Genomic DNA, 26,369 nt, shown 5'->3' with positions numbered 1-26,369 from the left:
TTCAAAACTATTTGAGTCCAGATTGTGAAGGTGAATGCGGACTGTTTTCTTTATCGGTAAGGGCCACTTTAAGCTCGCTGATCGCCATCATAGGAATATAGCGGAAGAAAAGCAGGATACCGATTGCAAAGATTCCTATGGTCCCCAGAAACACACCCACTTCCACCCATGAAGCGTGATAGGTTGCCCAACTGGAGGGCAGATAATCCTTTGACAGGCTTGTGACAATAATATTGAACCGTTCAAACCACATACCTACATTGATAATCAACGAAATAAGGAACATCATGAACAGGTTGCTTCTTACTTTTTTAATCCAGAACAACTGGGGCACCAGTGCGTTACATACGAACATAACCCAGAATTGGGGGGCAAAATCGCCGGTGATCCGGTTATGAAAGAAGGTAAACAACTCGTATTTGTTACCCGAGTACCAGGCGATAAAAATTTCAGTCATGTATGCAGTGCCCATGATAAGGCTCACAAAAGTCAGGATCTTTGCAGTTGCCTGGAGATGTGAATCGGTAATATAATTATGAAGCTTATACAACACCCTGATCATGATCATGAGAGTAAGAACCATCGCAAAACCTGAGAAGATGGCTCCTACAACAAAGTAAGGAGGGAAAAGGGTAGTGTGCCATCCCGGAATGACAGATGAGGCAAAGTCGGTGGATACAATTGAATGTACAGAAACAACAAGTACAGCTGCCAGTCCGCTGAGCACAAAGGCAAGAGCTTCAAAACGCTGCCACTGCCCTGAGGAACCTGTCCAGCCCATAGCAAAAAAGCCATAGACTGCTTTACGTATTTTCGATTTTGTTTTGTCGCGTATGGTACCGAAATCAGGCAACATACCCAGGTACCAGAATGATGCTGAAATGATGAGGTAAGCTGTAATGGCAGTGAAATCCCAGAACAGCGGGGAATTATAATTGACCCACAGGGGACCGCGCGTATTCGGGTAAGGAAAAATGAAAAATGCATTCCATACACGTCCCATATGCAGAGTAGGGAACAGAGCAGCGCAGACTACTGCAAAAACGGTCATGGCTTCTGCCGCGCGGTTGATTGATGTACGCCATTTCTGCCTCAAAACCAGGAGAAAGATAGAAAACGCAGTGCCGGCATGGCCGATCCCGATCCACCAGACAAAGTTAATGATGTCCCAGCCCCATCCGACACTGTTATTCAGGTTCCACATACCAATCCCAAAACGGACAGTCAGGTACATGCAATACAAGCCCCATAACATAGTAATAGTGCTTAATCCCATGGCAATAAACCACCATTTGGGAGCCGGCGCTTCTATCGGGCGGATAATGTCACGTGTAACATCCGACATCTTTTTGTTACCGGTAATCAGATCACCTCGTATTTCTCGGGCATCCATAGGCTCAGGCTTCTGTGTTTCTTACTTTTGTTAAATAACCAATTTTCGGCAATGTATGCAATTCCTCAAGTACATGATAATTCCGCTCATTGGTATATAATTTGAAAATATTGCTGTGCTTGTCATTCAGATCTCCGAATGAAAGAGCGTCTACGGGACAAGCCTGCACACATGCCGGAATCACCTCACCATCCTGCAAAGTCCGGTTTTCAAGTTTTGCTGCAAGTTTCTTTTCCTGTATTCGCTGAACGCAGAATGTGCATTTCTCAACAACACCGCGTTCACGCACGATAACATCCGGGTTGAGAACCAGTTTACCCAGTTCGGAAGCCTGGTTGTAATCAAATTTAGGGTTATCAGTAAACCTGAACCAGTTAAAGCGTCTTACTTTGTAGGGACAGTTGTTAATACAGTAACGGGTTCCCACACACCGTGCATAAGCCATTTGATTCAACCCTTCATTGCTGTGGGTGGTGGCGGCAACAGGACAAACATTTTCACAGGGTGCATTATCGCAGTGCTGGCAGGTCATCGGCTGGTATACAACCGACGGGGCTTCAGGAGCACCTAGGTAATAACGGTCTATCCTGATCCAATGCATGATACGACGCTTGATAACCTGCTCTTTACCTACCACGGCTACATTATTTTCAGCCTGGCACGCGATTGTGCAGGCGCCGCAACCAATGCATGAATTGAGATCAACGCCCATCCCCCAGTGAAAATTAGTATACTCCCGGTCAGGATAAAGCGTATGATGCATCTTTTCAAATTCCTCATGCATTTCGTTGCCGGCATTCGGCTTGTTTTTATATTCTGCGAGTGTGGTTTCCCTTACTATATTTCTGCCTTCAAGGGTGTGATGTGTCTGGCTCTGTGCAAGGACTTCCTTTTTACCTGTTTTCAGCGGTTCGGGAATTTCACGATAATATTGGATGGTATCATCTTTGCTCCTTGCCAGGTAAGGATAAACATTAACCCCTACATTTTCAGCTACCTTTCCTGCATTTTTTCTTCCATAGTTCAGTCCAATTGAAACGACCTCGAATTTTTGTCCGGGTTGAACAAGGGCTGGAATCTCAAGATCACCGATTTTAAGAATATCCCCGGTTTCAATTCCTTTTTCCTCTGCGAGTTTCGGGGAAACCGAAGCATAATTATCCCAGGTAACCCGTGTAATAGGGTCAGGTAATTCCTGCAACCATGGATTATTCGAATGATATGGGGACGAAACCGGCACAGGAACCACAAGCTGAAGTTCGAACTTAGTGGTTGATTCCTGTACAGTCACATTTCTCATATCAGCATTAAACGGAACAGCGGATTCCGAACCTGTGTTTGTTTCAAAACAACCGTTCTGTAACAGTTTTACCCAGAAAGTTTCAAAATCACTTTCAGTTTTAATCTGAGGATATAAATTGTTTTTCCAGTTATTGCGAAGAAAATCGGCATATGATTCGGGTGCACTCATCCAGGTAAGCAAACTGTCCTGCACCTGGCGGGTATCGAATATATGATAGATTGTCGGCTGTGAAACACTGTAAATACCCTTTCTGGGCTCAAAATCATTCCATGATTCAAGAAAATGGTAATCGGGACAAACATAATCGCAATGATTAGAGGTTTCATCAGGAAATGAGTTAAACGAAATTTTTAATTCCGTCTTTTCCATCGCCTTTACAAATGCACCCTGGTCATAGTAATCATACACAGGGTTTGTATTATAGAATAGCACGGCACCTACTCGGCCATCCTGCATTCTGCCAACCAGATCAAATAACTGTTTATCAGATCCTTTCTTTATCAGTATGGGACGGTCAGTAACGAGAGTATTACCAAAATTTCCGAGGAGCCGGTTTATGGCAATGACAATCTTTTGAACCGTGATGTCGTTGGAACCCGACAACACAATTGATTTTCCCTTTGCAGAAAGAAGTTCGGCAGCAATTTTTTCAAGAGGCAGATCACTATTCGCATTTTGAACAGGAATAGGTTCGCCTCCTGCTTTTGAAGCGATCAGATTATACAACCTGACCATAATTGCCGGTTCATCGGATGGTTTTATCTGTATCCTTTCGTCAGCATTGCTTCCTGTAAGTGACATATTCGGTTCAAGCTGAATATGCCTGCTCATATTTGTTTTTTCCTTTTCTACCTTTCTGCGTTTGACATAGGATAAAGCGAATTCAGTTGGCATCAGCCAGGTACCGAGGAAATCGGCACCGAAATTCACAATCACATCCGCCTTTTCAAAGAGCGGGTAAGGAATTCCTTCTATCCCTGTAACTTCACGGTACGCATCCAGGATACCCGAATAAGAGATACCATCGTAATACACCACCCGGGTTTGAGAAAATGCTTTACTGAAATTTTCAATAACGTTTCGTGTAGACGGACTGTATATACTAGAAGCCAGAAATACGATTTCTTTACCTTCCTGGTTAATCTTTGTAAGTTTTGCAATTACCTCACTGTCAAGCTTATTCCAGGTTATGGGTTTGCCTTTATATGACGGCCCCTTTAACCGGGCATTATCATATAAGCTTAATACGGAAGCCTGTACCCTGGGCGATGTTCCTCCATTGGCCCATGAATATTGTTTATTTCCTTCGAGTTTGATGGGTCGTCCGTCTCTTACTTTAACCACAACAGGGCAGAATTCTGATCCGTCAAAAAAGGTTGAAGCGAAATGGGAGGCTATACCCGGAGTAACATCACTGGGCTGAATAAGGAAAGGGATCGCGTGTTGAACAGGCTTTTGGCACGCAGCCAGCAAAGCAGCTGATGTAACACTGTAACTCATCAGCTTGATAAAATCCCTGCGTGAGGCATTCTGCTTAAACGGAATGCCTTCAAGCATGGAAGAAAGAATATTCTCCTTATCAGCTGACTCAATATATTCTTCCTGTTCATTAACAGGTCCTGATACAACTTCCTCGAGGCTGCGCCAGTATTTTTTCATATGGATATACCGGTTTAATAGTGACATTTCATACAATCAGTACCACCGATCTGTTCTTCGGTGACACCGGTAATTTTTCCTTCTCTTAGCATTTTATGCAATTCCGCGTACTTTCCGTAAAACTTGTTGTCGAACTGAACTTTCGTTGTCCTGTGGCAATTAATGCACCATCCCATTGAAAGATCTTTTACCTGCGCTACCTGGTCCATTTTGGTCACATCGCCATGGCACTGGATGCAATCGATTTTTCCTGCCACCACATGTTGTGAATGACTGAAAAATACAAAATCAGGCAGGTTATGGATTTTGACCCATTTTATGGGTTCATTTTTTTCGAGTGCATCATAAATCTTCGCAATTTCAAATTTGCCGCTCCTTGCGCCTTCCTTAACAAGCACATGGCAGTTAGTACAAACATTTGCCGGAGGAATTCCTGCAAATTTGCTTCGTTCGGCATTGAAATGGCAATAAAGACAACTTGTCTGGTTTTGTCCGGCATGTACGGCATGTGAAAATTTGATAGGTTGGTCAGGCTGATAATCCTGTGATCTTCCGACATCGATTGCTGAAATAACAAGATATCGTGTGATCAGCAGCAGTGAAATACCCATTATGGCAAAATGAAGCAGCCTTAGCTTTATAATGTGGGTAAAAGCGAGGTCAACAAATGCCAGTATGAAGACAAAAATCAATAAAAAGAAAAGGATCCGGTTGGTTTTAAGTGGTTTTAAAGGTTCCTGACCTTTGATGGCCAGGTCAGTGAGGTAACTTTTAACCTGGTGGATCTGTTCATCGGTAAGATTAAGATTCTGATGAATACGGGACATTACCTGCCCCGTCGGCTCCATTATAGCTGATTTAAATGAATTAAAACCTCTTTCTTGATACTTTAGTCCGAGTTCAAATGCCGAAGGATTCCAGTTAAACGTATCAATTGCCTGGACATTATGACAGGACGCACAATTGACAGTGTTCAACTGGGAAGAAACAAAGCCGTGAAAAATTCTTTCACCTGCCCTGACGTCATGGCTCGTATAGGAATTCCATTTACTAAGATCCTGGGCCTGGGCTGAATCTTTTAAAGCAAGGGTAGCCTGTCCTGAATCATTCAGCTGTTTCGCCTGGCCCGTATCGCTTTGTCCATAGATTGTACACTGTAGAATGAAAAAACACGCTAATGAAACGAGGGCAGGTGAAATTTTCATAAAAATAGTTTAATACTGAAAAGGATAAGCTATATGTACAGAATATGAATTTATCTCAATTTACATTCAATAACAAGCGTTCGTTAAATATTGTTTAAAAAATTTTAACATTTAAATCACATAGCCGGGAGCATTGATCCGAATTGTCTTTGAAGATTGGCGATGATATCTGTGCTAATGGATCGGTGCAGATCGGTTATTGTTTTAATCATTGCTGAAATACTTTTAAAGCCAAGCTGGTAGGCAACTTCCAATGCCGTCAGATGATACTGTTCTATGAGTTCACTTGCTTTTTCCAGTTTTCTCTGGTTAAAATAATCCTTTAACGATTTGCCGGTTCTTTTTGTGAAAATTGTATCGAGGAGGCCAAAACTGTAAGAACGATCGACAAGTGCCGGAAGTTTTTCCCGGAACTCCTCATATGAATATGGCTGAAGATCCTCAACAGCATTTTTCATTTTACGGATAAGTCTTTCTTTATTTTTCATAACATAGGGTATTAATTTTTATATCAATTGCCTTATTCAAACTTATCCCAAAAACAACTATTTTAAATTAAGGAACGATTAAGATGCCATTAGGATATCATTAAGTATATATCTTTTCACCCTCCGATTTTGCAATGATTGCACATACTGTTGTATCACCCCATACATTCACCGCTGTTCTGAACATATCCAGTATTCTGTCTACTGCCAGTATCAGTCCTATTCCTTCCATGGGTAATCCTACAGCTGTTAGAACCATACCCATTGTAACCATTCCTGCCATGGGTACTCCGGCGGCTCCTACAGCGGCCATTAAGGCAGTGAATACTGTGATTACCTGCTGTCCTACAGTCAGATTTATTCCATAAGCCTGTGCAATGAATAGGGCGGCTACTATTTCATATAAAGCAGTACCGTTCATATTTATTGTAGTTCCAAGCGGCAGTGTGAAGCTTGTCAGTTTTACCGATACACCAGCATTTTTTTCCATGGCATCCATCGAAAGGGGAAGGGCAGCATTGGAAGAAGATGTAGAAAATGCAGTAAGCAAAGGAGTCACCATGGCCTTTGCATGACGTAACGGACTTATTCCGGACGACAATTTAAGGATAAGCGGAAGGATAATCACCGAATGAATAATCAGGCCTGCAATAACAACAAACATGTATAACCCCAGCCGGTATATAAGCTCTCCCAGGTTCGGCTGTTCCGCAACTATCTTAATCACAATTCCGAAGATTCCCAGCGGTGAAAAAGAAATTATCAGACCAGTCACTTTCATGACAAGCTCGTTGGCTGCTTCAAAAAAGGAGGTGAGAGTCTTTTTATGCTGATCTTCAAGAACTGTGATGAAATATCCGAATAACATAGCTATAAAAATGATAGCCAGCATTTCAGTTTCAACAAGTGCCCTGAACATATTATCAGGCACAATCCGCATCAGACTGTCCCAGATGGATGCGGTTTGAACAGATAATCCTGCAATATGTGCCTTTAAATTTAACGTTGTTCCCACACCCGGCTTAATGAGGTTTACAAGTATGAGACCGGTAATAATGGCTATCAGGCTGGTGGCTATATACCACGCTAATGTTTTAACACCAAGACGGCCAAAATCTTTGCCACCCTGGAGTTTCGTCATTCCGCATATTATGGAAACAAGCACCAGCGGGGCAACAATCATTTTAAGCGCTTTGAGGAATAATGTTCCTATCCATGAGATGTATGGTGAAAGGGAAGGGAACACCGACCCCAGAATGACGGCCAGTACTATCGCAGTCGCTATTTGTAAAGGCAGGCTGAATCGCTTTTTCATGATCTTGATTTTGAATTCGTGGTTTATAAAGATAATAAAGTTTAGAGGTTTAGAAGTTTAGAAGTTTAGAAGTTTAGAGATTTAGAGGTTTGGAGGTTTAGAGGTTTAGAGATTTAGAGGTTTAGAGGTTTAGAGGTTTTGGTCTGAACATATTAACCTCTGAACCAGTGAGCTTTGACCATTGAACTTCCAAACTTTTGAACTTCTGAACTTCAGAACTTCTGAACTTCAGAACTTCTGAACTTCCGAACTTCTGAACTTCCGAACTTTTGAACTTCTGAACTTTTGAACCCCAGAACCCCTTTCAAAACAAAACGTCGCTGAAATCTGTTTCTTTAACGCCAACCGCGTTTAAAGCCGTTATGAAAAAGTCGTTAAAAGTCAACTCTTTGCAAATGGAGGGCTTCCTTTTACAAATAGGAAATGTGGCTGCATTCACCGGCCAGGTTCTTAAAGAAACGTTTTCATTTGGTTTTGAATTCAGGGAGTTTATGCGCCAGTGTTACAAAATTGGCAATAAATCGCTTCCCCTGGTTGGTATAACCGGATTCATTATGGGAATGGTACTGACTATACAGTCAAGACCTGCCCTGGATGAATTCGGAGCGGTTAGCATGCTTCCGGGAATGGTAGCCGTTTCAATAATCCGCGAAATAGGTCCTGTAATTACAGCCCTGATTTTTGCCGGAAAAATCGGATCAGGAATGGGCGCCGAGTTAGGATCGATGAGGGTTTCAGAACAAATTGATGCCATGGAAGTTTCATCAATAAATCCAGTGAGATATCTTGTGGTTACCCGTGTTTTAGCCTGTATGTTAATGCTTCCCCTTTTGGTTGTCTTTGCTGATGCCTTTGCGCTTGCCGGAAGCTGGATAGGTATCAATTTGAAAGGTAGTGTCAGTCTCATCCTCTTTATTTCAAGAGCCTTCGGATCTGTTGATTTTTACGATTTTTTCCCTGCACTTGTAAAAAGCTTTGTTTTTGGATGGGTTATCGGATTAACCGGATGTTATAAAGGATTCACTGTAACAGGAGGAACCGAAAACGTTGGGGTAGCAGCCAATAGCGCTGTAGTAGCCGCCTCTCTTCTTGTAATTGTTGTGGACCTGATTGCTGTTCAAATTACGGATATTATTCAATGAATCAATCAGTTATAAATATTAAGAATCTGAGGATCGGTTTTGATCACCAGGAAATCCTTAAGGATATTACGCTTCGGTTGAATGACGGAGAGAATCTTGTTGTAATGGGAAAGTCAGGTTGCGGTAAATCCGTTCTCATAAAATGTATCATAGGTTTACTCGTTCCGGATGGAGGAATTATTGAGGTTTTCGGTCAGGATGTCGCAACACTGGGTGATGATGAACTGGCTGAAGTGCGCAAAAAAATCGGCTTCTTATTCCAGGGAGGTGCCTTGTACGATTCAATGACTGTAAAAGAAAATCTTGAATTTCATCTGAGACGCATCCAAAAGAACCTGGATGATGGTGAAGTGGATGAAAAGATAAATTCAGCACTTGAAAATGTTGGTCTGAAAGGGACGCATGATAAAATGCCTTCTGAATTATCAGGGGGAATGAGAAAACGGGTAAGCCTTGCACGCACAATTGTAGTGGAGCCACGAATAATGCTTTATGATGAGCCGACTACCGGATTGGACCCCGCCACAACAGATGAAATCAGCCAGCTTATCAATGATGTGAAAGAAAAATATAAAACTTCATCCATGATCATTACACATGATATTTCATGTGCCCGCAAAACGGCTGACAGGGTTATTATGCTCAACCAGGGCAAGGTATACAGCGAAGGTGACTTTGCACTATTTGAAAATTCGACAGATGACTTTATAAAATCATTTTTTAAATAAGGATAATGAACAATAAATCAGAATCTTATATGCTAAGGCTGGGTGCTTTTATTCTGGTTGGACTGATCCTTTTTGTCGTTGCCATCTTTCTGATCGGAAGACAAAAGAATATTTTCAATCCGGTTTACAGGCTTTCCACCACGTTTCGTAATGTAAGCGGCCTCGAAGTAGGCAACAATGTGAGGTTTTCCGGAATCAATATAGGATCAATAGGAAATATTGTAATCGTCAACGATACAACAGTCCAGGTGGATATGGTCCTTAAAAAAAACCTTCAGCCTTTTATAAAAACCGATTGCCTTGTAACGATTGGATCCGAAGGAATAATCGGAGACAGGATCCTTACAATTAACCAGGGGAGTTCGGATTCTCCGTTCGCAAGGAATGGATACGTGCTGGCATCCGCTGAGCCCATTGAAACTGACGCCATAATATCCAGTTTATCAGTGACTGCAGATAACTTTAAAATCATTTCAGGGCAACTTGCTGAAATTATGGTTCGCATAAATAACGGTGAAGGAACCCTTGGAAGGCTAATACAGGATTCTGTCATTTCTCAGAATCTGAGTGATATGGTAGTAAATCTTAAAAAGAGTACAAAAGGCCTCAATGAAAACATGGAGGCCGCCAAACGAAATATACTCCTGAGAGGATACTTTAACAAGAAAGAAAGACAGGCTAAGCGAGACAGTATACAGGAGGAAAGAGCCAAAAAGAAAGAGGAAAAATAGGTATTAAGTATTCGTTAATCGTTAATCGGTATTCAGTAATCGGTATTCAGTATTTCACTAGCCATTACCGATCACCGATTACCGATCACTGATTACCGATCACTGATTACTGATTTACCGATTACTGATCCCTGAACTCTATTCAGATTCAGAGTCATGCCCGAGTTGTTTCACCAGCTTGTTATATATTCCGAAAAGCAGGAATGCCGGAGCCCAAAGGCCAACAAATAAAGCCTGCTCATCCCTTCTGATTGCCTTGAGAGTTAATGAAACGGCCATTGATCCGAGCGAAGCCCAAAGGAAAAGGTCAGAAGGCAGTTTTGCAGTTTGTTCCTCAATGGCTTCAGCTAAGCGTCCTTCTTTCTTTTCGGGATTAATCTGATCCATCTTGGATTTGATGTTTTTTTCCATTGTTTCCATAACGTATTATATTTAGTTTTACTGCTGTATACTTTGGAAAACAAGCAGAGCGCATGAAAGTTTAATATAATACCTGGCAATTTCCGCAAAAGAAACTCCTCCTGTTTTTTAATCCTGTGTGCCTTCTTACAAGAGGCAGGTTACAACGGACACAAACCTTCCTGTTGTGCGCAAGCCAGTGCTTTTTCAATTCGAACTTTTTTTTCCATTCGTAAAAATCAAAACTATAGTTTCTTGCTTCCTTAACCAGTTCATCAATTTTATTTGACGGGATTTTTCCTGTTTGCGATTCCGGATGAACTTTTATCCTGTACAAAACCTCGTTTTTAATTATATTTCCTACTCCTGAAAATATTTCCTGGTCAAGAAGGACGTCACAGACAAGGGATTCATGATGGGTTGTGACTTTTGCCCTGGCTTTTTCCGTATCCCATGTATCACTCATCACATCGGAGGAAAAATCATAAATTGTCTCAGGATCCCGGTCAATGAAGCGGATAGCGCATGAATAAAAGCAAACAAAGCCGTTTTCAAATACAAGTTTTAACCTGGGGGCAAGTTGTCTTTCCACATTAATCCTGTAAGATCCCCACATCAGGAAATGAACCCGGAGCGCAAAACCGTTAAAACAGATCAGGAAGTGCTTACCCCAACTTTTAAATTGCCTGATTGTCTGACCCTGAATCGTTCCCAACGGTATTTTAGAATTACCTGCAGCTTCAATAACCGTCTTCCCGGCAAACGGCTGCACTTCTTCCTTAAGTATGACAACAGTCGGGCCCTCAGGCATTACTTATAACATTTACCTGAATCAACAGAAACAAGTTGTTAATGTTGTAAACTGAAATCGGACTTTGTGAATGCTGATATACTATAATCCGAGGAATACAATGGCAAGACCGCTGAGACAGATGGCAGCTCCGGCAATTGCATGCATATATTTCTCAAAAGCTTTCATCGGCAGGAAGTTAATGCCTTGCAACGTCAGAATTACAATTCCCATCATGGTTACGATTGTTATCGCTGAGAAAACACCGGCAACCATTGCAATTGCTCCTGTATGAATTTCAGCCGCAGGATACATCAGCAGAGGGATCAATGGTTCACAGGGGCCAAGAACAAAAATGGTGAAAAGTATCCAGGGGGTAAGGTTTACCGGTTTTGGCTGCGGGTGTTCATGGTTATGCGTAAGAACCGGTGAGTGATGATGTTCATGCACATGTATGGATCCATTATGGTGAATATGGAGATGATTATGAGGGTTATCTTTCCTTGCTTTCCAAAGACCCCAGATGAAGTAGATAAAGCCGAAGGCAATAAATGCCCAGGCAGCAATGTTACCTCTGAACGACTCAAAAATAACAAGCTTTTTTACTCCCAGACCCAGGATAATGCCAATTGCACCGATAAGAATCGAACTACCCACATGTCCAAGTCCGCATAAAAAGGTAATGCCCAGTGTTTTAGCTGTTTTCCAGTTCCTGGCTTTCCCCATAACTATAAACGGCAGGTAATGATCAGGACCTGTAAGCGTATGCATGAATCCTATAGATGCCGCAGTTATTAATAAAATGGTGAGGTCAGCTGTCAAGTCAGTGTCTGATTTAAGTTCTCCTTACAAATATATCCAAATATAATCAACATGCCATTTCGCCCGCATTTTTTTTGGCCGATAGCAGGTTGTATGCACCCTTTATTACAATTTTACTCGTCTGGATATTAAAATTTTCAGGAAGCTGAACTTCTGTAAAACCGTTTTCGGTCGAACCCTTATGTACCTCTATCATTTTATATTCACAAAAAGGTTTGCCATCTTCAACCTTATCCTTATCAAAAACAAAGATATAGTCCTTATCATCAAAGTTTACAATAGCCTCAGAGGGCAGGGCAGCAACTTTGTTTCCGGAGGTTTCGATAAGGGCATTCACATACATTCCCGGAATTACGTTTTTACATGAACCTTTGACAGTTGCGTATACTTTATAGGTTTTGTCAGTTCCTATTGATTTGCCTGTCTGGTAAATGGCAGCTGTATGTTGTTCGGATTCATTATTGATGGAAAACCGGATGTTCTGCCCGAGGTTAACTTTATCAGCGTCTTTATCAAATAGAGTAAGCTCAAGAAGCAGGTTGTCAGTGTTTACTATTTCGAACAGTACGTCGGAAGGTGATACATACTTGCCGAGATTAATATTAACCGATTTAATGTATCCGGAAATGGGAGCTGTTAATGCCACAGAACTGCTTATATTGTCTTCGTGCAGATCAGCTGCATGAATTCCGATAAGAGAAAGCTTTTGTTCATATGCCTTAAGCTGAGCCATGAGGCTTTTATACTCCGAAGTTACCTGCTGGACGTTTTGCCTTGAATACACATCTTCTTTGTAAAGCTCATTGTGCCGTTTGTATTCGTTTTCTGCAAACTCGAATTTATTCTTTGTATCAAGGTAATTTTGCTGAAGGTCAATGTACTCCTGGTTTTCAAGAACGGCAAGTGTCTGTCCTTTCTTTATGGCATTTCCGGCAACCATTGAAGTACTTTTAACAAAACCGCCCATAGGCATACAGATGGTGGCCGAATTTTGGGGTGAAGCCGTTACTATTCCACTAACTTTTATTGTACTGCTCACTGACCTGTATTCAATGGCACCGATTTCAATTCCTGCAAGCTTAATCTGGTCATCACGCATTTCCACCACATCTTCAGGCAAAACTTCTTCGGCAACACTTTCAACTGCCTTCCGTTGCTTGCATGAAAACTGAAGGATGATAGAACATACCAATATAAAATTCAAATACTTATTCATGATCATGTAAATTATTCAATTAAAATTCTTTTCCTGTTATATAATCAAGATTGATAAGGGTCTGATTCAGTTCATTCATTGCATCAAGATAACTGTGCCGGATTGTTAGCGCCCTGTTCAGATTCATGATGTAATCATTGTAATCCATTGCCCCCGCGCGATAACTGCGTGAAGCCTGATCAATGATCAGGTCTGCCTCAGGGATTGCCTGATTTTCATAGTATCTGATTGTAGCTGAGAATTTTTTATAATCATTCTCAAGCATTACTAAATGATCCGAAATTGTTTTCCGATATGATTCAGCATTTACCTCGGCAGCCTGTTGCCTTAGTTTAGCGGCTTTTGCCTGAGATACCCAGGGCACAAACCAAAGAGGAATTGAAATACCTGCCTGAAAACCTGTGAAACGGTCACCGGGACCAAATTCCCTTGGAATTCCGTTCACATCCTGGGTGCCTTTCATAGTCTGGCTGAACCAGCCAATGCTTAAATCAGGCATAATCCGGCTGTTCTCAACTTTTTTCTGCATACGGGCAACCTGTACTTGTTCCTGCATGTAGGCAATTTTCGGATTGTTTTCAATTCCACCTGAATCTGTTCTTACAATAGTTATGATTGTAATTGCTGAATCAGCTATTACCAAAGGTTTGTCAGAATTGAGAAGTATCATCAGTCGCTGATTGTAGGTCATCAGATCAGTTGATACCTTGTTCAGGTTATTCCTGATTTCAAGGCTCTGCGAACGCGCATTGATCATTTCAAGTCGGTTGGTTTCTCCTGAGTTGGCCTTTAATTCCGCTGCGCGCAGAAATCCTGCAAACAGGCTGTCCTGGTATAGCAGGAGCTTTTGCTTGGAATACAGGTAAGCGATTTGCCAGTATACCTGTCTGACCTGTGCTGCTATTTCAATCTCTTTGTCTTTAAGCAGCCATTGACCGCTCCTGTAATTTGCACCGGCGAGTTTGTCCTGGTTTATGTAGAGCGAGGGAAATGAAAACGACTGACTCACCGATATACTGTTATCCTTATCATATGAATTGAACTGTCCATACTGCGCTTCCACTTCTGTTTTTGGTATATCCCATGAAGAGCCTCGCAATGCTTTCAATGCTTGTGTTTCATATGTTGAACCTTTGATTTCCAGGTTGTTATTCAAGGCTATCTCAACCGCTTGTTTTTCATTTATCTTTTCCTGGGCTCGTAAACTATTGTTTATAAAAGTTGCTAAAAGCAAAAGGATAAGAAAGGAAGCCATTCCTGAAGATTTTCCTCTTAATTTTATTTTTAGTGAGAACCGCGAGAGCATAATATAGAACACAGGAAGAATAACCAGTGTAAGGAAAGTAGCAGTGATCAACCCGCCTATGACAACGGTGGCCAAAGGTTTCTGAACTTCAGCACCGGCAGATGTTGAGATTGCCATAGGCATGAAACCCAGTGAGGCTACAGCAGCAGTCATTATAACGGGCCGTAACCGGGTATGAAGTCCTTTTAATACTCTTTCGGTGATATCGGCTATACCTTCCTTTTCCAGTCTGTTGAATTCAGCGATTAGTACAATACCATTTAAAACAGCGACTCCAAACAACGCTATAAAACCGACACCTGCAGAAATTGAAAAATTCATACCCCGAATCCAAAGGGCAAAGATACCTCCGATAGCAGAAAGGGGAACAGCCGTGTAAATCAGGACGGTTTGCTTTAAAGAATTGAATGTGAAGTATAAAAGGACAAAGATGAGAAGCAAAGCAACAGGCACTGCAATGGCAAGGCGGTTTTTAGCTGCCTGAAGGTTCTGAAACTGGCCGCCGTAGGAGATATAGTACCCTGAAGGAAGCGAGATTTTCCTGTCAATTATATCCGAAACTTCATTAATAACCGTTTGCACATCCCGGTTCCTTACATTAAAACCAACCGTTATCCGCCGATTGGCATGTTCACGAGAAACCTGTGCAGGTCCCGATTTTATAGTGATATCAGCGAGTTGTTCAAAAGGTATCTGGTTTCCTCCGGGCATACCAACCGAAAGGTTTTTCACGTCCTCCAGGTTCTGCCTGTAATCCCTGTCAAGCCTTACAACAAGACCAAAACGCTTTTCCTCATCGAAAACAACACCGGCTTCACTACCCGCGAAAGCAGCCCTAAGCAAACGGTTTACTTCATCAATTGAAAGGCCGTACTGGGCAAGTCTTTCTCTTTTGAATTCAACCTGGATCTGGGCAAGTCCGGTAACTTTTTCGACATTGATGTCCTCCACTCCTTTGATGTTCAAAATGAGTTTTTCTATTTCCGATGCCTTCTCCGCAAGGACGTCCAGTTTATCACCATATAGTTTGACTGCAACATCCTGTTTTGAACCGGTCATAAGTTCATTAAACCGCATCTGGATGGGCTGCTGAAATTCAAATTTTACCCCCGCAAGGGTTACCAGTTTTTCCTCCATTAATGCAACAAGATCTTCCCTGTTATTGGCTGAAGTCCATTCTTTTTTCGGTTTCAGTGTAATAATATAATCACCTGTTTCCATGGGTGTTGGGTCGGTAGGAATTTCACCGGCACCGATCTTGCAGACTGCATGTTTGATTTCAGGAAAGTTCGTGAGCAAAATTTTATTGGCTTTTTCAACCTGTTCAATTGTGTTTGAAAGGGAGCCTCCCTGCAAGGTCATTACCCCGGCTGCAAGGTCCCCTTCTTCGAGCTGGGGAATGAATTCACCTCCGAGTTTTGAAAAAATGAAAAGGCTGATAATAAAAAGGATAAGAGCTGAAATCGAAACCAATCGTTTATGGTTTAGTGCATATCGGATTATAGGATTGAAAACCCTGTGGAATAAATCGATCAGTTTATCGGAAATGTTCCTTGTATGAATTGTTTTTTTACTCAGGAATAATGCTGAAGCCATTGGTACATAGGTAAGTGAGAGGATGGTTGCACCAAGCAATGCAAATACAACAACCTGTGCCATGGGCCGGAACATTTTTCCTTCAATTCCGGTCAATGCCATAATAGGAAGGTAAACGATCAGAATGATGATTTGTCCGAAAGTAGCAGAACTCATCATCTTCCGGGCCGAATCAAAAACATTCTCATCCATTTGTTCCTGTGAAAGTGTTTCAATTCCCTGATGATGATGCTTGCTCAATGTGATCCTGTGCACAACGCTTTCGACAATAATTACGGCGCCATCGATAATCAAGCCGAAGTCAATGGCTCCAAGGCTCATCAGGTTTCCTGATACCCCGAAAAGATTCATCATTGAAATAGCGAAGAGCATGGCTAGCGGTATCACGGACGCCACGATCAGGCCTGCCCTTAGATTACCCAATAACAAAACGAGTACAAAAACAACGATCAGTGCACCAATGATCAGGTTTTCAGATACAGTGCCAATGGCCCGCCCCACAAGGTCGCTTCGGTTAAGATAGGGCTCAATGGAGACGCCATCCGGTAAACTCTTCTGGATAATTTTAATTCTGCTCTGTACCTGGTCGATAACCTTATGAGCATTGGCCCCTTTCAGCATCATTACTACACCACCCACGGCTTCGGTAGTATCCACCACAAACGCACCGTATCGTATGGCTGCGCCAAATTGTACACGTGCAACATCCCTTATAAGAACAGGAAGACCGGAGGATGTTGTTTTAACTACAATTTGTTCAATATCCTCAAGGCTTTTAACAAGACCTATACCACGAATAAAATAAGCTGAAGGTTTTTTATCAATATAGGCACTGCCCGTATTTTCATTATTCCTTTCAAGAGCCTCAAAGATATCGGTGAGGGTTAAATCCATGCCCCGAAGTATTTCAGGATTTACAGAAATTTCATATTGCTTTACAAAACCACCGTAACTGTTTATATCGGCCACTCCGGGTGTACCAAGCATTTGCCTCCTTACAATCCAGTCCTGGATCGTTCGGAGTTCCATTGGATTGTACTTAGATTCGAGTCCGGGTGCCACGGCCAAACGATATTGGTATATTTCTCCGAGACCAGTTGAAATCGGAGCCAGTTCAATTTTAGCTACTCCTTCCGGTATACTTTCTTCAGCCTCTTTCAACCGTTCATTCAATTGCTGCCTGGCCCAGTATACATCTACGTCGTCGTCAAATACAACAGTCACAACCGACAGGCCAAGCCTTGAAATGGATCTGAGTTCAAGAATATCAGGAATGCTCGAAACGGCAACTTCGACAGGTGAAGTAATGAAACTTTCTACCTCCTGCACAGCCAGTGATGGAGCAATGGCTATGATCTGAACCTGGTTGTTTGTAATATCAGGAATGGCATCAACCGGAAGCCGTGATAGTGAATAAGAGCCCCAACACACCAGGGCAATGGTGAACAAACCTATAATGAATTTATTCCTTATCGAAAAATGAATAACACGTTCAATCATGTGAAAAAATGATGGATTAATACAATGAGATATAGCCCCGGAACCGGCCGGGTTTATGTATTAACCTATTTTTGGCGGTTGCCAGAATGAGATGAAGTGTGATTTGACCTTTCCCTGGATAGTAGAAAAATAAGGTTTATCCTGAAAAGAAAAATAATCGAAATGGAGCACGATATTTTGATAGACCACCGGGGATGAACAGCAGTTGCAGTTACAGAAAGGAGAACAATGATCCGTATCGATCCGGTGAGAAACTGAATTCAGTTCAGTCAGGTACCGTGATGGATTGCATTCCGGGTCATGCGAACAGGGCATGACAGACAGAACAAATACATAAAGTGCAAGTATGTATGCAATTATTTTCATGTTCGCTATCCGAAACAAAAATAACTAAAAGATAATACGACATGAAAATAACAGGTACTTTTCTCAGTTCGTTCCAATGAGAATATTAGAAGCCAGTTTGCTGGATATGGTGTTTTTCACGCCTTTGACTGAAATAATCAGTGAATCATCAAAGTCAATCTTTTCAAGCACCCTGATAATCGTACCAATACTGATATTCAATTTCTCAAGGTATTTCAGGAAAGACCGGGATGTATCCTTAACTGAAACAACCTTATAATCCCGGCCTGTTTCGGTTTCATTCAACGCTTTTTCATCAAGGTGGGTGAATTTTCCATCGGCTTTTGGTATCACTTCTCCGTGTGGATCAAATTCAGGGTATCCAAGGAACTTATCCAGCCGGTCGGCCAGGTTGATACCCCTTACATGTTCAAGTTCTTCAGCAATTTCATGCACTTCATCCCAACCATAACCAAGTTTTTCCTGCAGAAACATCTCCCATAACCTGTGTTTGCGGATTGTTTCAAGGGCTGACTTTACACCGCTTTCAGTGAGCCTGACCCCTTTAACCTTGTCATACCGGATAAGTCTTTTATCCACCATTCTTTTGAGCATATCGATGACTGATGCCGGGTTATTACCCAGTGCAGCAGCGAGACCGGTGACACTGACTTTACCGGTGTTCAGACTGGCCAGATTGTAAATCGATTTCAGGTAGTTTTCTTCAGTATGGGTTTGCATACGGTTTTATTTACTCAGAGGCCTGTTGTTTTAATAATTTATAGATGAACAAAGTTAAATAAATTTGGTTAACCTAATAACTAAAGTTTAGCTCAACTAATTTATTATTCCAAAATCGCCTGTTATGGAAAATGTAGACGTTAAAGTGTGGAGAAAAGAAAAACTGACCCATTCACTTCCCGAGGTATTTGCATCCATCAAAATTCCGGATACACCCAAATGGTGGAAGAAAATGTTCGCATTTGCAGGACCCGGACTTCTGGTTGCAGTCGGATATATGGACCCTGGCAACTGGGCAACCGACATTGCCGGAGGATCACAGTTTGGTTTTACCCTGTTATCAGTTATTCTTATATCAAACATATTTGCTATGATCCTGCAGCATTTATCGCTCAAGCTCGGGATTGTAGCAGAACGGGACCTGGCGCAGGCCTGTCGCGATCATTACGGACCGGTTACCAATTTCATTTTGTGGATACTATGTGAACTTGCCATTGCTGCCTGTGATCTGGCCGAGGTGATAGGATCAGCCATTGCACTCAACCTGCTGTTTGGAATACCCCTGGCCTGGGGTGTTCTGATTACATCTCTTGATGTGTTGATCATTTTATTTTTTCAATATAAAGGCTTCAGGATGATTGAAAGCATTGTAGCAGTTCTGATTATCACCATACTCGGTTGTTTCCTCTATGAAATAATTCTGGCAAAGCCCGATCTTATGCCGATGTTATCCGGTTTGATGCCCCGAAAGGAAGTCGTCAGCAATGTATCCATGCTTTATATTGCCATAGGCATCCTTGGTGCCACTGTAATGCCTCATAATCTTTATCTGCATTCAAGTATTGTGCAAACCCGGAATTATCCCCGTACAAACGAAGGTAAAAGGATGGCCATTAAGTATGCCACAATTGACAGTACAGGCTCACTTTTCATTGCATTTTTTATTAATGCGGCCATTCTCATCGTAGCGGCTGCCACCTTTCATACATCTGGCAATACCGGGGTTGCCGATATAAATGATGCGCACAAGCTTCTGGCTCCGCTCCTGGGAACCGCCATGGCGAGCACATTTTTTGCAGTTGCATTGCTGGCATCGGGTCAGAACTCAACTTTAACCGGAACCCTTGCCGGCCAGATTGTTATGGAAGGATTTCTTAATATACGGTTAAAGCCATGGTTACGCAGGCTAATTACCCGCCTTATTGCCATTGTTCCTGCCTTTTTCGTAACAATAACCTATGGTGAGAGAGGTACTGCCGATTTGCTTGTTTTAAGCCAGGTTATTCTTTCCATGCAACTCAGTTTTGCTGTTGTGCCGCTTGTGATGTTTACCAACAGCAAAAGAAAAATGGGTGAATTTGCCAATAAGACATGGCTGAAAACCTCGGTGTGGATTATTGCGGGAGTTGTAATTGGTTTTAATGTGTATTTGCTTATTTCTGCAGTTCTGTGACTTTCTTACAGCTTTAAAACTGAATATTTTAAAATAAGAGTACCGGAGTTATTGATTTTTTCGAGACTTTTCAATTGAAGCCGGATATCCAGGTTTTGATCCGTTACAAAATTGCCGCCTGAACCGAAAATTTTGGGTTCAATAGTAAGCCATATTTCATCAATCAGGTTTTCCGTGAAGAACGAGGTAGCCAAATGAGGTCCTCCGACCATTAACATTTGATCATAACGGGCTGAATATTCCTTTACAAGTTCAGTAGGCGAAAGGTTTGAGAATTCTATACTCCCTTGAATAGTCCTATAGAGTTCAGGATGTCCTGTCATTACTACAAGCAAATGACCCGGCGATGGTTTAAACGGATCGAAATTATATGTATTACTGCCCACCACGGTAAGTTCACTTTTTTTCATAAGCGATGAAAAGTAATCCTGATCTTCCTTTGAAGACCAGGAACGGACTATAGGGTAGCCCCACTTTGTAATTTTCCCGTCAAGACTTTGAACGAAGACAAGGATTACCTTCATAATTTCAGAACAGTACGGAATCCCCTGGCACCATAATAAGATTCAGCTCCATTATGATAAACGAAGACGTGATCATATCTCCGGTCGCAGAAAAGAGCCCCGCCAAGTTTCCTGATTTCCGGCGGTGTCCAAATCCAGCTTGAAGTTTTTGTGTCAAAATCGCCCAGTTTCTGTAGTTCACGGTATTGATCTTCGGTAAGTATTTCAACGCCCATTTCCGCAGCCATGCCTAACGCACTGTTTTTTGGTTTGTGTTCCTTGCGTAATTCCAGGGCCTGATCATCGTAACAAACATTTCTTCTGTCAGCAGGAGTTTCCGGAGAGCAATCAACGAATACATATTCCCCTGTTTGTTCGATATATCCTATGATATCCGGTTCACCTCCGGTATTCTCCATTTTATACAGGGACCATAATTTTTCGGGTTTTGATTCGATTTTTTGCAATACCTTATCCCATTGAATATTTTTATGCCGGTTCCTGTTTTTCTCAAAGCGGGTTTTTAAAATGGTTATCAGTTTTGTCTGTTGTTCAGAAGTCAATTGCCTTTTCGCTGAAGTTGTCTCCATAATCAACTGTTATTTTAAATGATAACAATTCAAAGTATCTTTTGTGCGCTATATTTATTTCAACCTGATTCTCAATGCGTTTGCAATTACTGAAACGGAACTGAAACTCATAGCAGCTGCTGCAATCATGGGACTCAGCAATATTCCAAAAAACGGATATAGCAAACCAGAAGCGATAGGCACTCCCAATGCGTTGTATACAAAGGCAAAGAACAGGTTCTGTCTGATGTTCCTCATCACTCTCCGGCTTAGGTCTTTTGCTTTGGCAATCCCTTTCAAATCGCCTATAACAAGAGTAATTTCAGCACTCTGCATAGCGATATCGGTACCTGTTCCCATGGCAATGCCTATATTGGCCTGTGCCAGTGCAGGTGCATCGTTAATACCGTCGCCCGCCATGGCCACTATATTACCCTTTTGCTGGAGTTCCTTTACTTTTTTGTATTTATCTTCAGGTAAAACATCCGCTTTATAATCGTCAAGATGAAGCTTTTCAGCAACCGCTTTGGCTGTATACTCATTATCTCCGGTTAACATAATTACTTTAACACCATTTTTCCGTAAGTCTTGTATGGCTTCAAAAGAGGTTTCCTTTATTTTGTCAGCAACACTTAAAATACCCTCGACTTTTTCTTCGATTACAAGGTATACTACTGTATTTCCTTCAGATTGCCATTTCTTCACTGTCTCCGATTTATCCTTTTCAAGAGTAACCTTTAACTCATCAATAATTTTCTTATTTCCCAGTAATATTTTTTTACCATCATTTGTTGCCTGAACTCCTTTCCCTGTAAGGGATTCAAAGTGGCTCATCTCAACCAGGGGAATCTTTTTTTCGCGGGCTCCTTTAACAATAGCCTCAGCTAACGGATGTTCACTTTTTGCATCTATGGATGCCGCATACTTAAGAACATCGTCATCAGAAAGATTGCCAAATGACTTATAAGATACCAGGGAGGGTTTTCCCTCAGTAATTGTTCCTGTTTTGTCAATAATCAATGTATCCACTTTATTCATTTCTTCAATGGCCCGGGCATCTTTTACAAGAATGCCAGATTGAGCACCACGACCAGTGCCCACCATAACGGATATCGGGGTAGCCAGTCCGAGAGCACACGGACAGGCAATAATTAAAACCGATACAGCATTGACAAAAGCGTAAAGATAAGCAGGGTCGGGTCCCCAGACAGCCCATATGGCAAAGGTTAAGATGGCAACCGATACAACTATTATAACAAAATATTTTGATACCACATCTGCAAGCCGCTGTATGGGCGCTCTTGATCTGCTTGCCTGGTTGACCATTTCAATGATTTGCGAAAGCAGTGTATCGCTGCCCACTTTTTCAGCAAGGAAATCAAATGCTGTTCTTCCATTGATGGTTCCGCCAGTTACCCTGTCATTAACTGATTTCTCAACCGGCATTGATTCACCGGAGATCATGCTTTCATCTATAACCGCATTTCCAGCAGTAATTATACCGTCCACCGGTATTTTCTCCCCGGGTTTTACCCTAAGTGTTTGACCTGGTTTCACATGCTCAAGAGGGATTTCTTTTTCTTCGTTATTTTCCACCAGGCGTGCCACCGGGGGAACCAGGTTCAGCAATGCTTTAATAGCTGAATTCGTTCTGCTGTGGGCCCTGAGTTCAAGAACCTGTCCAAGCAGAACCAGAGTGAGGATCACCGAGGCTGCTTCAAAGTAAAGGTGAACATTTCCCTCTGTATCTTTAAACTGTCCGGGAAATATGCCGGGAGCTATAAGCGCTAATACGCTGAAAACAAAAGCTGCACCCACGCCAAGCGATATCAGGGTCCACATATTCGGTGATTTCCGGACAACAGAACTCCAGCCACGCTTAAAAAAGTCAAAGCCAGAATAGAATACAACAGGGGCTGCCAGTACGAGCTGGATCCAACCCCATACCTTCATGGGTGCCATGGCATGGAGCCTTATGTGAAAAACATCCGACATCCCTATGATAAATACAGGGATAGAAAAAGCCAAAGCCACCCAGAATTGCTTTGCCATTTTCCGGTACGCTATTTCTTCTTCATCTGAATCCTGTGGCTTTTCAGGAACCAGGTTCATACCGCATATCGGACAGTTTCCGGGTTTGTTTTGCCTGATCTGAGGGTGCATGGGACAGGTGTAAATCACCCCATCATTCTTAACCGGTTCTTTTTGTTCCGAATCAGCCACTTTCTGATGCTCATGCGTATGTGATTCGTGATGGGTTGTATTTTGAATGCCTCCCTTGACCGGAACAAGATACATTCCGCATACAGGGCATCTGCCCGCTTCAGGATAAGTTTTGTCACCCTCACAGCGCATCGGGCAAATATACAGTTCGCCTCCTGCCATCTGCAGAGTATCTTTATTGATTTCAGGGTTGGTCTTCATAATCAACTTTTTGATACATACAATATTCGTATCAAATTGTTTTGGCGGGTTGTAATTCATTCATACCACGGAAGGAAACAAAATTCATCGCGCAAAAAAAGGAAAATTAATTTTTTTGATTTTCTTTGTTAAAATATTTATGAAAAATGAGTGAATAAATTCACGCCTTTTATTCAATCCTATTTGATATGAAACCAAAAGAAACGACTGGCTGGATTATAACCAGTGCTGCGCTTGGCATTAACCTGATATTAGGACTGCTTTATGCGTGGAGTGTATTTAAAAAAGCACTGGTTACGGAATGGGGCTGGAACGATGTAACAGCATCCCTGCCGTTTACTTTTTCGGCTGCCATATTTGCTTTTATCATGATTTTTGCCGGAAGGGCCCAGGATAAATATGGGCCACGATTCATAGCTATGCTTGGAGGAGTACTCTTAGGTTTGGGTTTATTTGCTTCCGGCTTTGCTACTACACCGGTCGTCATGGTGATTACCTTTGGTATTCTCGGTGGAGTAGGATTGGGATTGGGTTATGCAGCCACCACACCCTGTGCCATTAAATGGTTTCCTCCTTCGAAAAAAGGAATGATTTCCGGTATCGTGGTTTCAGGAGTCGGTTTGGCTCCGGTTTATATTGCGCCCCTGACTGCTTTTTTAATTAAAAAGTATGGAATACAGTACACATTCTTCATTCTGGGCGTTATTGCCTTACTTACAATAGTTGGTTTTTCTTTGATTCTGAGAAATCCGCCGGAAAATGGCGATTCCAAAAGCAAAACTGTTTTGCCTGCAATTAACGGTATTTCATGGAAGGATGCCATTAAAAGCCGGGAGTTACTTTTGCTGTGGCTTACTTTTCTGCTTTCAGCAACAGCCGGATTAATGCTTATCGCCCATATGGCAAGTATCGCTCAAACACAGGCAGGCTGGAAGGCAGGATTTCTGCTGGTTGTTGTTCTTTCGCTTTTTAATGCGTTGGGCAGAATACTAGTTGGTTTAATCTCAGACAAAATTGGTCGTAAACCATCACTTATCCTTGTATTTCTTATCCAGGCGGTGAATATGTTCATATTCAGCCAGTATCAGTCAATACCTGCCCTCATTGCGGGAGCTGCCATTGCCGGTCTGGCATATGGTTCACTGTTTTCACTAATGCCTTCGATCACAGCTGACCGTTTCGGTATTAAGAATCTGGGTGTGAACTATGGACTGGTCTTTTCGGGCTGGGGAATCGCTGCGGTTATCGGACCTATTTTGGGGGGCTATGCCGTTCTGAAGACCGGAACATACACAACTTCCTACATTGCTGCAGGCATATTGCTTTTATTGGGAACTGTTCCTGTACTTTTTATGAAATCCCCTGAAAACAATAAATAGTATTATTCCAAAATAAAATTAATATAATGAGGATATTTTATTTATTCATTTTTAGCATTATAACACTACTTCCAATCTATTCCCAACAAGCAGCAAATTCAGAAAAGCCTGCGGAGGTTAAAATCTCAGGATTCATCATGAACAACCTATTTTATGATAACCGCAAAAATCTGGATGCGCTTGATGGAATGGTTTTATTATATCCTTTACCGGAGTCGCCTGACATCAATGGCGACGATCTTAACAAAGTTCCCAACATGACGCTTTTATCGTTTGCTTCACGGCTGAAATTCGGTATTTCTGGGCCGGATGCTTTCGGAGCTAAGACGTCGGGATTACTGGAATTTGATTTCACGGCACGTGCGAACTGCGCGACATTGCGTTTCAGGCAGGGATGGGTAAAATTTAACTGGGAAAAAACCGAATTATTGGTGGGAAGAGCCTGGCATCCGCTTGCCTCAATGGATGTGTTGCCGGGAATTGCAGCATTAAGTATGGGCGCACCATTTCAGCCTTTCAACCGCAGTGATCAGATTACAATTACCCACAAAATGGGAAATTTGAATCTTATTCTTTCGGCATCTTATCAAAATGACTATAACAACAGCGGACCTTCCGGAAAAGTATTTACCTACCAGAACAACTCACTTATACCTAATTTGCATGCACAGATTAAGTATAAAAGTGAAAATACGGTTTTGGGTTTAGGTATTGATTATAAACGACTTATGCCTCGTTCTTATGTTGAATCCCCCATTGATAAGTCCAGGACAAAGACCCGTGAAGCATTGGATTGTGGTGCTATTTTGGCTTACGGCCAGGTTAAACCCGGAAAGTTCACCATTGGCGGAAAAGCAATATTAGCTGCCAACACGAGTGAAAGCCTTATGTTGGGAGGATATGGAATATCTTCTTTCGATACAGTAAGCGGTTATGAACAATACTCAAATTTCAGGCATCTGTTTTTATGGGGAAACATTTCATATGGAGCCAAATTAAAAGGAAGTTTGTTCGGCGGATATTTAAAGAACCTGGGTACAGGAAAAGATCTGATTGCCCCGTTTATTAACGCCCCGAATACATTTGGACTCGGGGAAAGTATTGACCGGTTTATACGCATTACGCCCACAATTTCATATACATCAGGTAAGTCAGTGATTGCATTCGAAGTGGAGCAAAATATTGCCTGGATGGGTACTATTGATTATGGCGACAGGGGAAATATCATCAATTCCAAGAGTATCAGCGGAACCCGGTTGCTGTTAAGCCTGATGTATAACTTTTAGACCCATCAATACTGCAGTGAAAGCCAAAACAAACGGCTATATTTACAAACTTAAAACAATCATGTTAGTGGTATAA

At 42.0% G+C, this 26,369-nt stretch carries 20 protein-coding genes; 6 read left to right on the top strand and 14 right to left on the bottom strand.

The window, feature by feature from the left end:
- Positions 1–7: 7 nt before the first annotated feature.
- The 5 genes from nrfD to VK179_08850 form a co-directional block, all read right to left on the bottom strand.
- The gene (gene nrfD, locus VK179_08870; GenBank protein ID HLO58838.1) at positions 8–1,393 is read right to left on the bottom strand and encodes an NrfD/PsrC family molybdoenzyme membrane anchor subunit; all 1,386 of its coding nucleotides are present in this window, start codon (positions 1,391–1,393) and stop codon (positions 8–10) included.
- Between the two features lie 4 nt (positions 1,394–1,397).
- Positions 1,398–4,355 (bottom strand): TAT-variant-translocated molybdopterin oxidoreductase, encoded by a 2,958-nt coding sequence (locus tag VK179_08865; GenBank protein HLO58837.1) that lies wholly within the window; start codon positions 4,353–4,355, stop codon positions 1,398–1,400.
- 14 nt (positions 4,356–4,369) lie between these two features.
- Positions 4,370–5,560, bottom strand: coding sequence for a cytochrome c3 family protein (locus VK179_08860; GenBank protein HLO58836.1), 1,191 nt, complete (start codon positions 5,558–5,560; stop codon positions 4,370–4,372).
- A 116-nt stretch (positions 5,561–5,676) separates the two neighbouring features.
- Complete coding sequence (locus VK179_08855) at positions 5,677–6,048, bottom strand: helix-turn-helix domain-containing protein (protein ID HLO58835.1); 372 nt, start codon at positions 6,046–6,048, stop codon at positions 5,677–5,679.
- A 100-nt stretch (positions 6,049–6,148) separates the two neighbouring features.
- Positions 6,149–7,363: a dicarboxylate/amino acid:cation symporter gene (locus VK179_08850; GenBank protein ID HLO58834.1), complete on the bottom strand. Its 1,215-nt coding sequence runs from the start codon at positions 7,361–7,363 to the stop codon at positions 6,149–6,151.
- A 362-nt stretch (positions 7,364–7,725) separates the two neighbouring features.
- Between VK179_08850 and VK179_08845 the strand changes: the two genes are divergently transcribed.
- The 3 genes from VK179_08845 to VK179_08835 are packed head-to-tail and all read left to right on the top strand — an operon-like array spanning position 7,726 to position 9,964.
- Positions 7,726–8,505 carry an ABC transporter permease gene (locus tag VK179_08845; protein ID HLO58833.1) on the top strand — a complete coding sequence of 260 codons (780 nt, stop codon included), beginning with the start codon at positions 7,726–7,728 and terminating at the stop codon, positions 8,503–8,505.
- Positions 8,502–9,233, top strand: coding sequence for an ATP-binding cassette domain-containing protein (locus VK179_08840; protein HLO58832.1), 732 nt, complete (start codon positions 8,502–8,504; stop codon positions 9,231–9,233). Before VK179_08845 ends, VK179_08840 begins: the two co-directional genes overlap by 4 nt.
- Before the next feature lie 5 nt (positions 9,234–9,238).
- A complete protein-coding gene (locus VK179_08835; GenBank protein ID HLO58831.1) occupies positions 9,239–9,964 on the top strand; it encodes an MlaD family protein in 726 nt (241 codons plus the stop codon).
- Positions 9,965–10,102: 138 nt separating this feature from the next.
- On the opposite strand, the gene VK179_08830 is transcribed toward VK179_08835, so the two are convergent.
- The 6 genes from VK179_08830 to VK179_08805 all read right to left on the bottom strand — a co-directional run bounded on the left by VK179_08830 (position 10,103) and on the right by VK179_08805 (position 18,679).
- Entirely contained in the window at positions 10,103–10,384 is a 282-nt protein-coding gene (locus VK179_08830) for a hypothetical protein (protein HLO58830.1), read from the bottom strand.
- Positions 10,385–10,445: 61 nt separating this feature from the next.
- On the bottom strand, positions 10,446–11,174 hold the full coding sequence (locus VK179_08825; GenBank protein ID HLO58829.1) for a DNA-formamidopyrimidine glycosylase family protein: 729 nt from the start codon (positions 11,172–11,174) through the stop codon (positions 10,446–10,448).
- A gap of 81 nt (positions 11,175–11,255) precedes the next feature.
- A complete protein-coding gene (locus VK179_08820) occupies positions 11,256–11,975 on the bottom strand; it encodes a hypothetical protein (protein ID HLO58828.1) in 720 nt (239 codons plus the stop codon).
- A gap of 46 nt (positions 11,976–12,021) precedes the next feature.
- The gene (locus tag VK179_08815; GenBank protein HLO58827.1) at positions 12,022–13,191 is read right to left on the bottom strand and encodes an efflux RND transporter periplasmic adaptor subunit; all 1,170 of its coding nucleotides are present in this window, start codon (positions 13,189–13,191) and stop codon (positions 12,022–12,024) included.
- A 19-nt stretch (positions 13,192–13,210) separates the two neighbouring features.
- Complete coding sequence (locus VK179_08810) at positions 13,211–17,593, bottom strand: CusA/CzcA family heavy metal efflux RND transporter (protein ID HLO58826.1); 4,383 nt, start codon at positions 17,591–17,593, stop codon at positions 13,211–13,213.
- Positions 17,594–18,022: 429 nt separating this feature from the next.
- The gene (locus tag VK179_08805) at positions 18,023–18,679 is read right to left on the bottom strand and encodes a metal-dependent transcriptional regulator (GenBank protein HLO58825.1); all 657 of its coding nucleotides are present in this window, start codon (positions 18,677–18,679) and stop codon (positions 18,023–18,025) included.
- Positions 18,680–18,803: 124 nt separating this feature from the next.
- On the opposite strand from VK179_08805, the gene VK179_08800 reads away from it, so the two are divergent.
- Positions 18,804–20,132, top strand: coding sequence for an Nramp family divalent metal transporter (locus VK179_08800; GenBank protein HLO58824.1), 1,329 nt, complete (start codon positions 18,804–18,806; stop codon positions 20,130–20,132).
- A 5-nt stretch (positions 20,133–20,137) separates the two neighbouring features.
- Here VK179_08800 and VK179_08795 read toward each other — a convergent pair whose 3' ends face one another.
- From VK179_08795 to VK179_08785, 3 genes are read right to left on the bottom strand one after another with little or no spacing between them, the layout of a single operon-like run.
- The gene (locus VK179_08795; GenBank protein ID HLO58823.1) at positions 20,138–20,656 is read right to left on the bottom strand and encodes a dihydrofolate reductase family protein; all 519 of its coding nucleotides are present in this window, start codon (positions 20,654–20,656) and stop codon (positions 20,138–20,140) included.
- Entirely contained in the window at positions 20,653–21,225 is a 573-nt protein-coding gene (locus tag VK179_08790) for a DUF4256 domain-containing protein (protein ID HLO58822.1), read from the bottom strand. The genes VK179_08795 and VK179_08790 overlap by 4 nt, the downstream gene beginning before the upstream one ends.
- Positions 21,226–21,279: 54 nt before the next feature.
- Entirely contained in the window at positions 21,280–23,628 is a 2,349-nt protein-coding gene (locus VK179_08785; protein ID HLO58821.1) for a copper-translocating P-type ATPase, read from the bottom strand.
- Positions 23,629–23,816: 188 nt separating this feature from the next.
- On the opposite strand from VK179_08785, the gene VK179_08780 reads away from it, so the two are divergent.
- On the top strand, positions 23,817–25,007 hold the full coding sequence (locus VK179_08780) for an OFA family MFS transporter (protein ID HLO58820.1): 1,191 nt from the start codon (positions 23,817–23,819) through the stop codon (positions 25,005–25,007).
- A gap of 137 nt (positions 25,008–25,144) precedes the next feature.
- Positions 25,145–26,293, top strand: coding sequence for a hypothetical protein (locus VK179_08775; protein HLO58819.1), 1,149 nt, complete (start codon positions 25,145–25,147; stop codon positions 26,291–26,293).
- Positions 26,294–26,369 lie beyond the last annotated feature (76 nt).

Source organism: Bacteroidales bacterium, assembly GCA_035299085.1.
Lineage (GTDB): Bacteria > Bacteroidota > Bacteroidia > Bacteroidales > UBA10428 > UBA5072.
Note: the sequence above shows the minus strand (reverse complement) of the source record. Positions and strands in the feature narration are given on the sequence as shown.

What these genes read in the sequence shown, in the direction of transcription:
- VK179_08780 (HLO58820.1), top strand. Translation starts at nt 23,817, where the DNA reads ATGAAACCAAAAGAAACGACTGGCTGGATTATAACCAGTGCTGCGCTT.
- VK179_08855 (HLO58835.1), bottom strand. Translation starts at nt 6,048, where the DNA reads ATGAAAAATAAAGAAAGACTTATCCGTAAAATGAAAAATGCTGTTGAG.
- VK179_08825 (HLO58829.1), bottom strand. Translation starts at nt 11,174, where the DNA reads ATGCCTGAGGGCCCGACTGTTGTCATACTTAAGGAAGAAGTGCAGCCG.
- VK179_08795 (HLO58823.1), bottom strand. Translation starts at nt 20,656, where the DNA reads ATGAAGGTAATCCTTGTCTTCGTTCAAAGTCTTGACGGGAAAATTACA.
- VK179_08840 (HLO58832.1), top strand. Translation starts at nt 8,502, where the DNA reads ATGAATCAATCAGTTATAAATATTAAGAATCTGAGGATCGGTTTTGAT.
- VK179_08830 (HLO58830.1), bottom strand. Translation starts at nt 10,384, where the DNA reads ATGGAAACAATGGAAAAAAACATCAAATCCAAGATGGATCAGATTAAT.
- VK179_08815 (HLO58827.1), bottom strand. Translation starts at nt 13,191, where the DNA reads ATGAATAAGTATTTGAATTTTATATTGGTATGTTCTATCATCCTTCAG.
- VK179_08860 (HLO58836.1), bottom strand. Translation starts at nt 5,560, where the DNA reads ATGAAAATTTCACCTGCCCTCGTTTCATTAGCGTGTTTTTTCATTCTA.
- VK179_08865 (HLO58837.1), bottom strand. Translation starts at nt 4,355, where the DNA reads ATGAAAAAATACTGGCGCAGCCTCGAGGAAGTTGTATCAGGACCTGTT.
- VK179_08790 (HLO58822.1), bottom strand. Translation starts at nt 21,225, where the DNA reads ATGGAGACAACTTCAGCGAAAAGGCAATTGACTTCTGAACAACAGACA.
- VK179_08850 (HLO58834.1), bottom strand. Translation starts at nt 7,363, where the DNA reads ATGAAAAAGCGATTCAGCCTGCCTTTACAAATAGCGACTGCGATAGTA.
- VK179_08800 (HLO58824.1), top strand. Translation starts at nt 18,804, where the DNA reads ATGGAAAATGTAGACGTTAAAGTGTGGAGAAAAGAAAAACTGACCCAT.
- VK179_08785 (HLO58821.1), bottom strand. Translation starts at nt 23,628, where the DNA reads ATGAAGACCAACCCTGAAATCAATAAAGATACTCTGCAGATGGCAGGA.
- VK179_08835 (HLO58831.1), top strand. Translation starts at nt 9,239, where the DNA reads ATGAACAATAAATCAGAATCTTATATGCTAAGGCTGGGTGCTTTTATT.
- nrfD (HLO58838.1), bottom strand. Translation starts at nt 1,393, where the DNA reads ATGGATGCCCGAGAAATACGAGGTGATCTGATTACCGGTAACAAAAAG.
- VK179_08845 (HLO58833.1), top strand. Translation starts at nt 7,726, where the DNA reads ATGAAAAAGTCGTTAAAAGTCAACTCTTTGCAAATGGAGGGCTTCCTT.
- VK179_08805 (HLO58825.1), bottom strand. Translation starts at nt 18,679, where the DNA reads ATGCAAACCCATACTGAAGAAAACTACCTGAAATCGATTTACAATCTG.
- VK179_08775 (HLO58819.1), top strand. Translation starts at nt 25,145, where the DNA reads ATGAACAACCTATTTTATGATAACCGCAAAAATCTGGATGCGCTTGAT.
- VK179_08810 (HLO58826.1), bottom strand. Translation starts at nt 17,593, where the DNA reads ATGATTGAACGTGTTATTCATTTTTCGATAAGGAATAAATTCATTATA.